Origin of the sequence: Leifsonia naganoensis (assembly GCF_013410615.1) — a bacterium.
Classification (GTDB): domain Bacteria; phylum Actinomycetota; class Actinomycetes; order Actinomycetales; family Microbacteriaceae; genus Leifsonia; species Leifsonia aquatica.
In genome coordinates, this window is sequence record NZ_JACCHJ010000001.1 from 1,599,646 (window position 1) to 1,614,138 (window position 14,493).

Genomic DNA, 14,493 nt, shown 5'->3' on the forward strand with positions numbered 1-14,493 from the left:
TCAAGTATTGACGCCAAGACCCGCACCTGACACACTCAACCCAGCCGCCAAGGACGGCGGGCTCGAACCGGAGGTTTTTCAATGAAGATCGCCACCAAGAGAGGAATGATCGCGGCATCCGCGGTCCTCCTCGCAGCACTCAGTCTCACTGCCTGTTCGAACGGCTCCGGGAGTGGAAGCTCCTCCACTGCGGACGCCTCCAAGGCCCAGATCGGCCTTCTCCTCCCCGACTCCGTCACCGCCCGCTACGAGGCAGCGGACAAGCCCTTCTTCGAGGCCAAGATCAAGAGCCTCTGCCCCGACTGCAAGGTGCTCTACGCGAACGCCGACGGCGACGCCAGCAAGCAGCAGCAGCAGGCGGAGTCCATGCTGACGCAGGGCGTCAAGGTGCTCGTCCTCGACCCGTTCGACGGCGAGGCCGCGGCCTCCATCGTCGGCGAGGCCAAGGCCAAGAGCGTCCCGGTCATCTCCTACGACCGCCTCATCAACAGCAAGGACGTCAACTACTACATCTCCTTCGACAACGAGGAGGTCGGCAAGCTGCAGGGCACGGCCCTGGTCGACAAGCTCAAGAAGGACGGCGTCCCCGCCGGCAGCGGCATCCTGATGGTCAACGGCTCGCCGACCGACAACAACGCGACCCTGTTCAAGAAGGGCGCCCACAGCGTCATCGACACGAGCGGCTACAAGGTGCTCGCCGAGTACGACACACCAGGATGGGACCCGGCACAGGCCCAGAACTGGGTATCCGGCCAGATCACGCAGTTCGGCAGCCAGATCAAGGCCGTCTACGCGGCCAACGACGGCACGGGCGGCGGCGCCATCGCGGCGCTGAAGGCGGCCAACGTCTCCCCGATCCCGCCGGTCACCGGTCAGGACGCCGAGCTCGCGGGCATCCAGCGCATCCTCGCCGGCGACCAGTACATGACCGTCTACAAGGCCATCCAGCCGGAGGCCGAGAAGGCGGCCGAGCTGGCCATCGCGCTCACCAAGGCCCAGAAGCCCGCCGGTGACACGAGCGTCGACACGGCGGGCGGCGCGAAGATCGCGTCGTTCCTCCTGAAGCCGGTCGCGGTCACGACCGACAACATCGAGAGCACCGTCGTCAAGGACGAGTTCTACGGGGCCGACTCGGCCGCGAAGATCTGCACCGCGGACTACAAGGCGGCGTGCGACAAGTACGGAATCAAGTAACACCTGGCAGCACGGCCCTCCAGATGCGGATCGACGCACCTGGAGGGCCGTGTGCACCCGCCCTACGATGGACCCGAACCACCCAGCTCACCTCGAAGGAGAGAACGCCGTGACCATGGAAACCGCGATCGCCGAGGAGGAGCGGACCGAGCGTCGGCCCGTGCTCTCGCTGAGCGGCGTCTCGAAAGGCTTCGGCGCCGTGCAGGCGCTCACCGACATCAGCCTCGATGTCTACCCCGGCGAGGTGGTCGCCCTCGTCGGCGACAACGGCGCCGGCAAGTCCACGCTCGTCAAGATCCTGGCGGGCGTGCACCCGCAGGACTCCGGGACGATCACGTTCGACGGCCAGGAGGTCAGCATCCCGTCGCCGTCCGCCTCGCGCGAACTCGGAATCGCGACGGTGTTCCAGGACCTCGCCCTCTGCGACAACCTCGACGTCGTCTCGAACCTCTTCCTGGGCCGCGAGATCACCCACGGCACCCTCGACGAGGAGGAGATGGAGAAGCGGTCGTGGAGCCTGCTCCGGCAGCTGTCGGCGCGGATCCCCTCCGTCCGCATCGCCGTCGCCTCCCTCTCCGGAGGCCAGCGGCAGACGGTCGCGATCGCCCGCTCGCTCATCGGCGACCCGCGCGTCGTCATCCTCGACGAGCCCACCGCAGCGCTCGGCGTCGCCCAGACGGCCGAGGTGCTCAACCTGATCGAGCGCCTGCGCGAGCGCGGGCTCGGCGTGCTGCTCATCAGCCACAACATGGCCGACGTGCAGGCCGTCGCCGACCGCGTCGCCGTGCTGCGCCTCGGTCGCAACAACGGTGACTTCCACGTGGCCGACGTCAGCTACGAGGAGATCATCTCCGCCATCACCGGCGCCACCGACAACGTCGTGAGCCGCCGGGCCGGCCGCGGCGCCGAGGCCGACGGGACCACCGGCACCAGCGAAGGGAAGGCCGACGCATGACGAAGGCAACAGCGGAGACCCCCGCGGAGGCCGCGGCCGACCTGCAGGACGAGCGCCTCATCCGCGACGAGGGACTCGGCGGCGCCATGCGCACCTTCGGGCGCCGCGTGCGGGGCGGCGACCTCGGCTCCCTCCCGGTCGTCATCGGCCTCGTGGTCATCTGGGTCGTGTTCCAGGTGCTCAACCCCAACTTCCTGAGCGCCAACAACCTGGTGAACCTCACGCTGCAGTGCGCCGCGATCGGCACCATCTCGATCGGCATCGTGCTCGTGCTGCTCCTCGGCCAGATCGACCTGTCCGTCGGCTCGGTCAGCGGCGTCTCCGCCGCGATCCTCGGCGTCGGCTTCACCCAGCTCCACTGGCCGCTGTGGGCGACCGTGATCGTGGCGATCCTCGCGGGCGGCCTCATCGGCTACGTCTACGGCCTGCTGTTCACCCGCTTCGGCGTCCCCAGCTTCGTCATCACGCTGGCCGGCCTCCTCGGCTTCCTCGGCGTGCAGCTGTGGATCCTCGGCCCGAACAGCTCGATCAACATCCCGTACGACTCCTGGATCGTGCAGTTCGCCCAGCAGACGTTCCTGCCGCCGTGGGCCGCCTACGCACTGGCCGTGATCGCCGCGGGCGGGATGTTCCTCTCCGACGTGCGCCGCAACGCGCGCCGCCGTCGCGCCGGCCTCTCGGAGGGGGCGTTCTCGGTCATGGCGATCAAGGCGGTCCTGTTGCTCGTCGGCCTCTGCATCAGCGTCTGGTACCTCTCGACCGACCGCGGGACCGGGGCGATGTTCCTGTTCTTCGTGATCCTGGTGATCGTGATGAACTTCTTCCTCACCCGCACCCAGTGGGGTCGTTCGGTCTTCGCGGTCGGCGGCTCGGTGGAGGCGGCCCGTCGCGCCGGCATCAAGGTGAACCGCGTCTTCATCAGCGTGTTCATCCTCTGCTCGACCTTCGCGGCGGTCGGCGGCCTGCTCGCGGCAGCCCGGCTCGCGTCGGTGGGCGCCGGCTCCGGTGGCACGGACACCAACCTCAACGCCATCGCGGCCGCGGTCATCGGCGGGACGAGCCTCTTCGGCGGGCGCGGATCCGCGTGGTCGGCACTGCTCGGCATCCTGGTCATCCAGTCGATCTCGAACGGCCTGACCCTGATGAACCTCGACTCCTCGTACCGCTTCATGATCACCGGAGCGGTGCTGCTGCTCGCGGTCATCATCGACTCGCTGTCGCGCCGGTCGAGGGCGTCGCACGGCCAGGCCTAGGCGCGGGCGGGTGTGAGAAGGTGGTCGGGTGACCCGCACCACCACCTTCCGCGCCCGCCTTCTGCGTGAGGGCGAGCCGCCGCGCACGGTGACCGAGCGCGCGCCGTCGGACGTGCCGCCGCGTACCCTGCGGCGCAGCGCGTCCGGGAGCGGGATCTACGACATCTACACGCTGCTCGACGCCGAGGGCTGGCCGGCGACGGCCACCTACAGCTTCGTGCAGACGCTCTCGCCCGCCCGTTCCGCGGCGGACGACTAGACGGGTTCGGCGCTTGGCGGCCTTGCCGCTAGGCGTTCTCGTCGGGGGTGGCAGCCGCCGCCGCGCGGGCTGCGCCGGGCAGCGCGTCCAGGATGCGGCCGACCGCGGCGTCGTCGTGGGCCGCGGTCACGAACCACGCCTCGAAGACGCTCGGCGGGAGCGAGACGCCCTCGTCGAGCATCGCGTGGAAGAACGGCCGGTAGCGGAACGCCTCCTGCGTCTGCACCTCGGCGTACGTGCGCGGTGCCGAGGCGAAGTCGCCGAAGACGAAGCTGAACAGGTTGCCGGCGCGCTGCACGCGGTGCGCGACGCCTTCGGCCGCGAGCGCGTCGGAGACGGCGGCGGAGACGGTCCCGGCGACGGCGTCCAGGCGGTCGTAGACGGCCTGGTCGGCGTGCGCGAGCGTCGCCAGTCCGGCGGCGACGGCGACCGGATTCCCAGAGAGGGTGCCCGCCTGGTAGACGGGGCCCGTCGGGGCGAGGAAGTCCATCAGCTCGGCACGTCCGCCGAGCGCCGCCAGCGGCATCCCGCCGCCGATGACCTTGCCGAACGTCACCAGGTCGGGCGTGTAGCCGCGGTCGAGGCCCCAGAAGCCGGATGCGCCGACGCGGAAGCCGGTGAGCACCTCGTCCAAGATGAGCAGCGCCCCGTACTCGTGAGCGAGGTCGGCCAGCGCGGCGTTGAAGCCGGCGTCCGGCGGGACGACGCCCATGTTGGCTGCGGCGGCCTCGGTGATGACCGCGGCGATGTCGGGGCCGTTCGCCTCGAAGGCGGCGCGGACCGCGTCGAGGTCGTTGTACGGCAGCACGAGGGTCTGGGCGGCGGTCGCCTCGGTCACCCCGGCCGAGCCGGGGAGCGACAGGGTCGCGAGACCGGAGCCGGCCTCGGCGAGGAGGCCGTCGGAGTGGCCGTGGTAGTGGCCGGCGAACTTGATGAGCAGCGGGCGGCCGGTGAAGCCGCGGGCGAGCCGGATGGCGGTCATGGTCGCCTCGGTCCCAGTGGAGACGAGGCGCAGCTTCTCGACGAACGGCACGCGGCCGAGCACGGCCTCGGCGAGCTCGGTCTCAGCCGGGGTGGACGCGCCGAAGGACAGCCCCTTGGCGGCGGCCTCCTGCACGGCGGCGACGACCGCGGGATGCGCGTGGCCGAGGATGGCCGGCCCCCACGACGCGACGAGATCGACGTACTCGCGACCCTGCGCGTCGGTGATGTACGGGCCCTGCGCCGACACCATGAAGCGCGGTGTGCCGCCGACGGAGCGGAACGCGCGCACGGGCGAGTTCACGCCGCCCGGGATGACGCGCTGCGCGCGCTCGAACTGGGCGAGGTTCACGTCGCCGAGCACGGCGCCGTCCGCGAGTCCCTGGATGTCTGCGCCCTGCACGCCGCTCATCGCAGCCACCCCGCGACCTCGGTCGCCCAATAGGTCATGATGGCGTCGGCTCCGGCCCGGCGGGCGCCGATCAGCGTCTCCTCCACGATGCGGCGGCGGTCGATCCAGCCGTGTGCGGCCGCGGCCTCCACCATCGCGTACTCGCCAGACACCTGGTAGGCCCAGACCGGCACGTCGCTGATCGAAGCCACGTCGCTGAGCACGTCGAGGTAGCTGAGCGCCGGCTTGACCATGAGGATGTCGGCGCCCTCGTCGAGGTCGAGCCGCGCCTCGCGGAGGCCCTCGCGGCGGTTGGCCGGGTCCTGCTGGTACGCGCGCCGGTCGCCCGAGAGCTGGGAGTCGACGGCCTCGCGGAACGGGCCGTAGAACGCGGACGCGTACTTCGCCGCGTAGGCGAGCAGGACGACGTCGTGGCGGCCCACGGCATCGAGCGCGTCGCGCACGGCGCCGACCTGGCCGTCCATCATCCCGGAGAGACCGAGCAGCTGCGAGCCGGCCTCCGCCTGGGCGAGCGCCATGTCGCGGTACCGCTCGAGGGTCGCGTCGTTGTCGACGTGGCCCGCATCGTCGAGCACGCCGCAGTGGCCGTGATCGGTGAACTCGTCGAGGCACAAGTCGGTCTGCACGACCAGCGCGTCGCCCACCTCGGCCACGAGGGCGCGGGTGGCGACGTTGAGGATGCCCTCGGGGTCGGTCGCTGCGCTGCCGACGGCGTCCCGCATCTCCGGCACACCGAAGAGCATCACACCGCCGACGCCGGCCTCGGCCGCCTCGACGGCGGCACGCTTCAGGGAGTCGATGGAGTGCTGCTGCACACCGGGCATCGAGCCGATCGGAACGGGCTCGGAGGTGCCCTCGCGCACGAACATCGGCAGGATCAGCTCCGCCGGGTGAAGCCGCGTCTCCGCGGTCAGGCGGCGGAGGGCCGGACTCTGCCGGAGGCGACGCGGGCGGATGACGGGATGCAGCTCACTCACTCTCACCACCCTACGCCTGCGGGGCTGTGCGCCGGCCCGGGGCGTGGGGCCGGGAGGTGCGGGTGAAGGTGACAGCGGCGACCGGACGCTCCGCAGGCGCCAGGCGAACCGCTCGACATCCTGGGCTGTTCCACGGATCCGCGAGCGATGGCCGCAGCGATGTCGACGAATGTCGGGGACACTGGGATGTGGCGCGCGGGCCGGTTCGACATCCCGCGCATCCCCGTCCGGACATCGCCCGCCCCGATCATCTCGCGGATGTCGTATCCATGACAGCTGCGGTGCCGCGACGCCCCAGCCTCGCGCGCGAACAACCTGTTGAGCGCGACATTCAGTATCCCGCGCCTCGGGCTACATGACTGAACACGGCATCGACGGTCTCCGCGACCAGTGTGATGTTTCCGAACTGGCCGCGAAACGCCCACACAGAATCGTCCCAATCGGCGCTGTCGAAGGTATCCCAATCGCTGGAACCGTCGAGATCTACCGTGACCCGACCGCCGGTCGACTCCCATCGGAACGCGGACACGCCGCTGAAGATGATCTTCCCCCGACGATAATCGAACGCTTCGCCCGGTGCGGCGCCCTCGTAGAGAGGATGCGATGAAGCAAGCACGAAATCAACTTGCAACTCAAATAAGCCAGGATGAAGCTCGAAATCAAACACGTAGGTCTCCGTGAGGAGGATGTCGCGGAATACGGGATGCTCCCACGAGGGCTTCATGGGAGATCCCAGACGATCGGGGTGTGGTTGCCAATGTCCCGGCGCTGCACCACGTTTCCATCGGGGTCAATTCTCTGACCGTCTGCGTTCTTCAAAGCGACGTGGGGGTCTCGCTGCCAGGAGTCCCACGCTAGCTCTCCCTATCACCACGCGATCCACTCCGTTCTCGTCGAGAAATGTTGGCGGTCCAGTCGCAGTCTGCTAGTCCGATTGGCTCAGATTCAGAAGCCGATTCGCGCGCACGAAAGCCACAGGCTCATCCAGCTCGAATCCGGCACTTCGAACTCGGAATGAAAAGGCGTGCCACGGTCCACATCGCGCCATCTGATTGGCTCGAACCTGGAAATGCGTGCCGCCGCGGAGCGCAACTTCCCATAGGGGTAAGGGGCTGCTCACAATCTCCATTCGGGGGCTGGCGCGATGCCATCGGAATACGATGCGTCCAAACGATCCCTCGAGTATCGGACCTTCGAGTCACAACGACTGGCATTTCTTCACGCCTGCCATCCCGCGCAATTCCGCCGGAGAATACAAGTGGATCCATGTCGAGACCAACACCGTCCGCCACTACAATCACTTCATCGCCACCGGAAAGGCGCACCCGCCATCCGCCGCCTGCGAATGGCGTCAGCAAAATAGTCATGTCGGCTCCAGGTTCATTTCGATACACCTATGGCGCTCCGACGTCGAGATCCTCAAGCGGATCGCCCTCATCGGACTTGAATGGCTCACCCGATACCGATCGGATCGGACTCTCAACGCCACCATGCTCCCACCCTCAAGGGCTCGCTCAGTTCTCGTTAGCCAGGAGTGCCCACACAACTAGCCACGCCAGTAGTGCTGCGCCCAGGATTGAGAGCCATAAAGCAGGCGGGGCGATTGGAACGAATAGCGCGAGAAACCAGCCGGCGATGAATGCTGCGATCGCGAATGCAGCTACATACACCGAGGCGCGGACCTTTGTCTGGTTCTTCTGCGGGACGATCTGCAGGAGCCACGGAACAATCCTCCGGCGGAGGGCGACAATGAGGACCGCGCCCATCAACGGACACGCAATGCTTGCCGCGATCAGGAACGGGTTGTTCGCATCGATAGTTTGAATTACCAGCTCCACAGAAAATTCGCCGATGCGCCGAGTCCAAGACCGACCGCCGTTCCACCTGAGTAAATCATCTCTGAGCTGCCGGAGTAGTCGTTCTGCATACCTCCGGAAACGAGGCCCCCTCCGCCCCGAACAGCGCTACCCGAAATGTTGCCGGAGAAGCCGATGTCGTCTCCGAGGAACAGCATGGTCCCGCCGGTCGGATCCGTCTGCAGCAACAAGGTCCCGCCGGCGTCGTAGATGCTCGACTGGGTGTCGGATCCGACCGCGACCGTGTTTCCTGCAGCGTCGTAGCTGGCGTGCGGTTGGCTCGCGCCGGCCGCCCGGATACGCGTAGCCAACCTGCCGTCCACATTGGGTCACCGACAACATCCACGCGTCGTGGCCGTCTCAGCGCTGGGATCGAGGTTCTCCCTTGTCATCGCTGCGATCAATCTCCCAGCGCAGCGAAAGACCTTCAGTGGGGCGACGAGATGGCGGGAGATCGGGCTCCACGACACCCTCGAAGTAACCCCTCTCATAGACGAGCCGGTGCACGACCGAGGAGACCACAACCGAAGCCTCCCACAGTCGTCGACATAACTCACCGACAATGAAGTCAACGTCCGAAATGCCGACCCGACTGCGCGGAGCTATTGGCTCATTGAGCAGATCATCCCAGTCGGCAACTGCTTGAGAGGCCGTGAAGCTGACTCGCATCTGATGCGCATTCTCGACGCCAGGTTCAACAATCAAGAGGGTGCCTGCTTGCGAGTTGGCTTCGAGGACAATGTCCATCGATTCGAACGCTGGCCAGATCCGTTCCCGAAGCTCCTGTTCCCGCTCGGCCCACGCCTGGTCTTCGCTGTCTAGGTTCATTCACGCAACCCCGTACTGATCCTAACCCTTGACCTGTGCAGCAGTGACCCCCTTTTCCACCATCGCAGCTGGTGAAATGGCTGAGGAAGTCAGAACCTGCTAGGTAACAGCGACCGTCCGGATCACTATTTGTGAGCGGGTTGTTCGCCGAGTAGCTGTACCCGTTGTTCTGCTGCGGGTTCAATGGTGCGAGTACGGCGTCGACGGAAAGGAACCTGCCTAGTGTCGTGTCGTAGGCCCTCGCGCCGAGTTGCACGAGGCCGGCGAACGCGTTGGCGGCAGCGTTGAGGTAGGTGTGCCCGCTACTCCAGGTAGCCGCGGCCCCGCGGTTGTTTCCGTAGGGATCCGCATACCGTCGCGTGACCGCACCGGTTGTCGCATTGACCTCAAGGTCCTGGGTGTTGTTGGCATCGCCGGAGATCCACTGCAGCGTCGCCCCGCTCACCCCCGCCTGCGTGGTCCGCTCCGCGACCGGCACACCGGCAGCACTGTACGTGCGGGTCAGACTGGCCGCCGTGGCCCCGTACGCGAGATGAAGCTCGGACGCGATTGTCGAGATCGCAACGATGCTCGATCCAACGTCGAGTCCCGTCTGCAGGACTTCTGTGGGTCTTCGACGACGTTCTCCACAAATCCATCTGCCGATGGCCAATATCGACGAGCGCTCCGGGTGCAGATCCAGGCCGTTGGCTCGCACGAGGTCCCGCAGCTCGCGTTCACGCTCACCTCTGCGATCGATCGCGTCGTTGAAACAAAGGCGTGCATCTGCCCGTGACATTTCACGTGGCACACCGATGTGCTCCTCCCGTACTGTGGGGTGTGTGAATAGTGATGAGATAAGGGCAGCGTTCACCGAGGTCTTCGACGAGGGTCTGCTCTTCCACGGGTTCACCGATTACATGCGTGATTACGACATGATCATCGACGTTTCTCCGCCTTCCAACCTGGGGCTCCCCCGTGAGTACGTGCGGTATCGGTTCGTCGACTGTGTTTTCGCTCAGACGACGACAGCGTTGTCGGTGGACGGGTGGTCTCGATCACTGGATGAGCGGCTGATCGAATACCAGACCGGGGCTGACCTTTATGGTTTCGTGTGGGGCGTCAAGTGGCAGCCGGTTTATCCGGGCTTCGAGCTGATCGCGGACTCGCCGGTCGCGCAGGAATGGTCGGACAAGCTCGGCATTCCGTTCCATGAGGCGCGGATGGGGTCGAACGGTCACAACCTGACTCTGATCTTCTCCGATCTGCGAGTAGATCAAGTTCCCGTTGGCTACTCACCATTCACAATCTCGCGCGCCTGAATGCGGCTTCACTTGTACGTGCCGCACCGGGGAAGTACATCGAGAATCGGCAGTCCCTTCCGGAGAGCACGGCTGCAGCCACCGCGCTGATCTGATGCTCGCTAGCGGGGACAGACGTGCGTGGCGAAGCAGTCCCACGCACCCTGATCGATGTCCTCAGATCACCATCCAGGCAATTCGACGTGTGCCCAGGGCTCATCCTTCCCGCTGGTGGTTCGCCCTGTGAACGGGTTGAGGGTTTGGCCACGCTTGTTCATATAGACGACGCAGCCGTTGGGATGAGCATATTTTCTTCAACGGCCACATCATCGAACCGGAACCGAGTCCTGCCGCCTCCCCCACACCCTAGCCTCGGCAGCCATAACGCGCTAAGCCCTGGGTCAGATCAAGCCGACAGCCTTGGGCCAATTCAACTCGACGGAGTCAACTATCCGCGCGCCTTCGAGCAACATGACTGAATACGGCTTCGACGGTGTCCGCAGTCAGTGTGATGTTTCCGAATTGGCCGCGAAGTTCCCACACAGAATCGTCCCAATCGGCGCTGTCGAAGGTATCCCAATCGCTGGAACCGTCGAGATCTACCGTGACCCGACCGCCGGTCGACTCCCATCGGAACGCGGACACGCCGCTGAAGATGATCTTCCCCCGACGATAATCGAACGCTTCGCCCGGTGCGGCGCCCTCGTAGAGAGGATGCGATGAAGCAAGCACGAAATCAACTTGCAACTCAAATAAGCCAGGATGAAGCTCGAAATCAAACACGTAGGTCTCCGTGAGGAGGATGTCGCGGAATACGGGATGCTCCCATGAGGGCTTCATGGGAGATCCCAGACGATCGGGGTGTGGTTGCCAATGTCCCGGCGCTGCACCAAGTTTTCATCGGGGTCAATTCTCTGACCGTCTGCGTTCTTCAAAGCGACGTGGGGGCCGAGTAGGGCTGGTCTGGCATCAGATGTGTCCTAATTCGGGTCTATTCCGTTCCCATAGTCCATCGATTCAAGCGAACTCCCCCGGTCGCACGCCTAGCCTGCGCGTATTTTGTCAATCTCCTCTCGAATTGCGCCTGACTTCGGGACGCGCCGAAACCACCAGTGGTTTGTCGACGCTGACACATCGCCGACCAATTCGCCAAGGCTTCGGGGATCGGCAATAGTCACGGACTCGTAGAGTGCATCAGCCTGCTGCAGTCGCGACCGGTCATCGGCCCGCAAATCACCGACCAATTCGTTACGGGCGTATAAGACTGCTATCAGGTCGTGCACCGTACGGTCGGTCGGATTCCGACCGGTTACGGTGTCGTGAGCAAAACCGGCCACACTCTTCACCCAGTAGTCCAGGAGTTGGGCTGAAGCTGGACCCAGTTCATTGGCGTTAGAGGTATCGGCCAAGACTTCTCTCCTACCTATATGGAAAGTACGCCGTGCTACGCCACGGCATATCCTCATTGATAATCACACGCACCCAATTCAGCCCCGACTGGCCTTCGATTTTAATGGCATTCTGGTTGGGCAGTCGAGTTCTAGTTCCCTTCTGAAGCACATCGAGAATCTGCTTCGCATCTGGGCGCGTCAGGCTGTTGGCCCAGCCGTCCCCAGCGTGGGAGTTTGCAAGTTCGGCGAGCTCTTCAAGGTCAAAGTTTGAAGCCTCGCCCTGGATCTCCGTACCCTCATTAGTGGGTTTCGCAGGTCGAGAAGAGGGGACACACCCTCCGGGGCCAAGCTCGCGCCCTGGTGGGCACAAGCCTCCTGGATCAGCGGCAATCGTATCTTTGCTCGTGTCACGGGAAGGACCATCGGCGGTGTCGCCTCTCATCGACAAGATAATGAGCCCCTCACCCGCAAGTGCACCCGCGAGTGCCGCCGTGAACAGGCGGCTCAGAAACGCTCCGGTTAGGGGGGAGACAAATGTCGCAGGCGGGACCAGGGTGACTGTCGTCGCTGACGAGGCACCCTTCGTCGGCGGCACGTAGTCATTGCTTGAGGTTCCGCGGGAGGAGGGTCCGCCACCTTGTGCTACTCCGGCACCATTGCCCGCAGCGCTGCCTGTCGAGCCAACGCAGCTCGTGTGAAAGCTGAGTGAGTCGGATCCGACGTCGTAGCAGTTCCCGTCCGGATCACTATTTGTGATCGGGTTGTTGGCGGAGTAGCTGTACCCGTTGTTCTGCTGCGGATTCAATGGTGCGAGTATCGCGTCGACGGAGAGGAACCTCCCCAGTGTCGCGTCGTAGGCCCTCGCGCCGAGCTGTACCAGGCTGGCGAACGCGTTGGCGGCAGCGTTGAGATAAGTGTGGCTGCTGCTCCAGGCAGCCGCGGTGCCGCGGTTGTTTCCGTAGGGATCGGCATACCGTCGCGTGACTGCACCGGTTGTCGAGTTGACCTCGATGTCTTGGGTGTGGTTGGCATCCCCGGATATCCACTGCAGCGTCGCCCCGCTCACACCGGCCTGGGTGGTCCGCTCCGCGACCGGCACCCCGGCAGCGGTGTACGTGCGGGTCAGACTGGCGGTCGTGGCCCCGTTCGCAAGATGAAGCTCGGAGGCTCCGAGGAACAGTGTGCTCCCACCGATCGGGTCCGTTTGCAACAACGCGGCACCCAGCTTCGGTTGTGACGCCGGGCCGGGTTTTCTGAGATATTCTACCGATTCGCTGGCCGTACCTACCGCGACTGCGGCGACCCCTGGCGCCATGCGCTCTTGCGGTACGTGTCACCTGTCCACTTCGCGAGTTGCTCTGTGACGGCAACGTCGGCTAGGTCGTGTACGGATTCATTCGCGCAGACCACCCACATGAGTAGGCCGGCAACCATCTTGAACGCCATGGGTGATGAATCACGCTCATCGTGTGCTGCGATATCAACGCGAAGCCGTCCGGCGGGCAGCGGGAGAAACATCGCAGCGTCGACGAGGCCGATGAACGCACCACGCGCGTATTCACGCGGCAGGCCCACGACAAGATCACTGCCGAGATCACTGGTCATGCGAAAGTCGAGCTTCGCCGGTATCGGAAGAGACATGTCAGCGAGCTGAAGGATGAGGCTGTCGCCTCCGGGGTCGAATCTGCCCCCCAGACACGCGGCGGCCGAGAACCCACCATAGTTCTTGCGCGTCTCCACTACTACGCTTCGCGCGGATCCGCCGCCATGGTCTGCAAACGGTATCGTCGCGATGAACGAGTTCTCCCCTGTTGTCGGGAGCCCTTGGTCGGCCGAGCTGATTGCGGCCTGCCGATTCGTCGTTCGGACGAGCAGCCGCCCTTGTCCCCATACCACTCTTCAGGCTCCTTTCGGTGATCTAGATCTTGAACGTCGAGACACCCCGACCCAGGGGCGATAGTCCACGTATTCACTCCTCGGCTTGGGGCATTCCGACTATTCCCAAGCTCTCAGATATTTTTCGTTGAAGTACCCACTATCGCGGAGAATGTCTGGATCGAAGTTCTTCCCGAAGGGATGTGTCTCCAACGCAGTCGAGTGGGCCACGTCCTGGGGCACGCCGCGATCCATTAGCGCCTTCTCCGTGAGCTCGTGGACCATGAAGTCGACGTACACGGGGTAGGTGACATCCGGAGTGTCGGTCGCGCTCGTGACGTCGAGCTCGACGGCAGATGCAGAGGCGGTGTGATCGAGCGGGCGCAGACCGCCATCGCCGCCCGGACCTTCCGGTCCGGAGTCAGGTGACGAGGAGTCCCACCACGAGGGCGCCGCCGAGGACGCGACCGACCCGCTGGGGGTCGTCGCGGTGATCGACTGGCTGGCGGCCCGCGAGAGGGTGGCGCCTGTGACGCCGAGGTTCAGGCTCTCCAGTGCAGGGTTTGCCGCAGCCGTCTCCGACTTCACGACGAGCACCTCAGACATGCCGGCCGGCGTGGCGATGAGCTTCAGATCGACCCCGGAGAACACCTCGCTGTAGGTCGCGGTCGCTCGGTCGAGACTCGGTGCCGGAAGAGCGGATGGCCAGGTCTCGGTCACCCACTGCCCGCTCGCAGTCTGTACCCGCGCGAGGGTCGAGGATCCACCGGCGGAGAACTCGACCGGGACGGCAGCTGTCTTGGGTGCCACCATCCCATCCACCGTCGGCGCCAGCGACACGTCGACCGGGACCCAGCCGTGGTCCTTCTCGACCCGTACCGGGACCGAACTGGACATCAGCTCCATCGAGCCGTCCGCCTCGGCCGAAGTCTGAGAGGTCGGAGTTGTCATGCTGTCGATCGCGACAGCATGCCCGTACTCCGCTGCCACCGCCTTGGCTGTCGCCTCGTCAGCGGCACGATCGGTGTCCGCGATCGTCGGCGTCGCTTCCTCCGCGCGCGCCGGAACCGGGGCAGCCAAGAAGGGCAGGCCGATCGCAAGCAGCGAAAGGACAGCGGACGATTCGATAATCGCCCGCAGCTTCGCCCCGCTCACCGTTCGGTGCTTTCGCGGCCTACTCCATCCGCGACAGACGCCATGGTCGAACACCGTTGCATCGCACTCCCCCGAAT

At 65.2% G+C, this 14,493-nt stretch carries 15 protein-coding genes and 1 pseudogene; 5 read left to right on the forward strand and 11 right to left on the reverse strand.

Translation table 11 applies throughout. From position 1 onward, the window contains the following. The first annotated feature begins 81 nt into the window (after positions 1-81). From HNR14_RS07620 to HNR14_RS07635, 4 genes are all read left to right on the forward strand, one after another. The gene (locus HNR14_RS07620) at positions 82-1,194 is read left to right on the forward strand and encodes an ABC transporter substrate-binding protein (protein ID WP_179700570.1); all 1,113 of its coding nucleotides are present in this window, start codon (positions 82-84) and stop codon (positions 1,192-1,194) included. A gap of 115 nt (positions 1,195-1,309) precedes the next feature. Further along, complete coding sequence (locus HNR14_RS07625; RefSeq protein WP_179702580.1) at positions 1,310-2,149, forward strand: ATP-binding cassette domain-containing protein; 840 nt, start codon at positions 1,310-1,312, stop codon at positions 2,147-2,149. After that, complete coding sequence (locus tag HNR14_RS07630) at positions 2,146-3,402, forward strand: sugar ABC transporter permease (RefSeq protein WP_179700571.1); 1,257 nt, start codon at positions 2,146-2,148, stop codon at positions 3,400-3,402. Before HNR14_RS07625 ends, HNR14_RS07630 begins: the two co-directional genes overlap by 4 nt. A gap of 28 nt (positions 3,403-3,430) precedes the next feature. Beyond that, positions 3,431-3,661, forward strand: coding sequence for a hypothetical protein (locus HNR14_RS07635; RefSeq protein ID WP_179700572.1), 231 nt, complete (start codon positions 3,431-3,433; stop codon positions 3,659-3,661). A 28-nt stretch (positions 3,662-3,689) separates the two neighbouring features. Here the strand turns inward: HNR14_RS07635 and hemL are convergent, their stop codons facing one another. From hemL to HNR14_RS21490, 7 genes and pseudogenes are all read right to left on the reverse strand, one after another. After that, the gene (gene hemL, locus HNR14_RS07640) at positions 3,690-5,054 is read right to left on the reverse strand and encodes a glutamate-1-semialdehyde 2,1-aminomutase (protein ID WP_218875394.1); all 1,365 of its coding nucleotides are present in this window, start codon (positions 5,052-5,054) and stop codon (positions 3,690-3,692) included. After that, positions 5,051-6,022, reverse strand: coding sequence for a porphobilinogen synthase (gene hemB, locus HNR14_RS07645; RefSeq protein WP_179702582.1), 972 nt, complete (start codon positions 6,020-6,022; stop codon positions 5,051-5,053). The genes hemL and hemB overlap by 4 nt, the downstream gene beginning before the upstream one ends. A gap of 340 nt (positions 6,023-6,362) precedes the next feature. Then, the gene (locus tag HNR14_RS07650) at positions 6,363-6,755 is read right to left on the reverse strand and encodes a hypothetical protein (RefSeq protein WP_179700573.1); all 393 of its coding nucleotides are present in this window, start codon (positions 6,753-6,755) and stop codon (positions 6,363-6,365) included. A 790-nt stretch (positions 6,756-7,545) separates the two neighbouring features. Then, positions 7,546-7,869, reverse strand: a complete 324-nt coding sequence (locus HNR14_RS07655) for a hypothetical protein (RefSeq protein WP_179700574.1) — start codon at positions 7,867-7,869, stop codon at positions 7,546-7,548. Beyond that, positions 7,857-8,198 (reverse strand): hypothetical protein, encoded by a 342-nt coding sequence (locus HNR14_RS07660; RefSeq protein WP_179700575.1) that lies wholly within the window; start codon positions 8,196-8,198, stop codon positions 7,857-7,859. Before HNR14_RS07660 ends, HNR14_RS07655 begins: the two co-directional genes overlap by 13 nt. A 49-nt stretch (positions 8,199-8,247) precedes the next feature. Beyond that, complete coding sequence (locus HNR14_RS07665) at positions 8,248-8,715, reverse strand: hypothetical protein (RefSeq protein ID WP_246311541.1); 468 nt, start codon at positions 8,713-8,715, stop codon at positions 8,248-8,250. 124 nt (positions 8,716-8,839) lie between these two features. Continuing rightward, positions 8,840-9,493 (reverse strand): annotated as a pseudogene (locus tag HNR14_RS21490) (RHS repeat-associated core domain-containing protein); the annotation flags it as partial. A 43-nt stretch (positions 9,494-9,536) separates the two neighbouring features. On the opposite strand from HNR14_RS21490, the gene HNR14_RS07675 reads away from it, so the two are divergent. After that, complete coding sequence (locus tag HNR14_RS07675; RefSeq protein ID WP_218874991.1) at positions 9,537-10,016, forward strand: YxiG-like protein; 480 nt, start codon at positions 9,537-9,539, stop codon at positions 10,014-10,016. A 423-nt stretch (positions 10,017-10,439) separates the two neighbouring features. Here HNR14_RS07675 and HNR14_RS07680 read toward each other — a convergent pair whose 3' ends face one another. The 4 genes from HNR14_RS07680 to HNR14_RS07695 form a co-directional block, all read right to left on the reverse strand. Next, a complete protein-coding gene (locus tag HNR14_RS07680; RefSeq protein ID WP_179700579.1) occupies positions 10,440-10,835 on the reverse strand; it encodes a hypothetical protein in 396 nt (131 codons plus the stop codon). A gap of 579 nt (positions 10,836-11,414) precedes the next feature. After that, positions 11,415-12,701, reverse strand: a complete 1,287-nt coding sequence (locus HNR14_RS07685; RefSeq protein WP_218874992.1) for an RHS repeat-associated core domain-containing protein — start codon at positions 12,699-12,701, stop codon at positions 11,415-11,417. After that, positions 12,671-13,126, reverse strand: coding sequence for a hypothetical protein (locus HNR14_RS07690; RefSeq protein WP_179700581.1), 456 nt, complete (start codon positions 13,124-13,126; stop codon positions 12,671-12,673). Before HNR14_RS07690 ends, HNR14_RS07685 begins: the two co-directional genes overlap by 31 nt. A 255-nt stretch (positions 13,127-13,381) precedes the next feature. Next, positions 13,382-14,416 carry a hypothetical protein gene (locus tag HNR14_RS07695; protein ID WP_179700582.1) on the reverse strand — a complete coding sequence of 345 codons (1,035 nt, stop codon included), beginning with the start codon at positions 14,414-14,416 and terminating at the stop codon, positions 13,382-13,384. Positions 14,417-14,493: the final 77 nt, after the last annotated feature.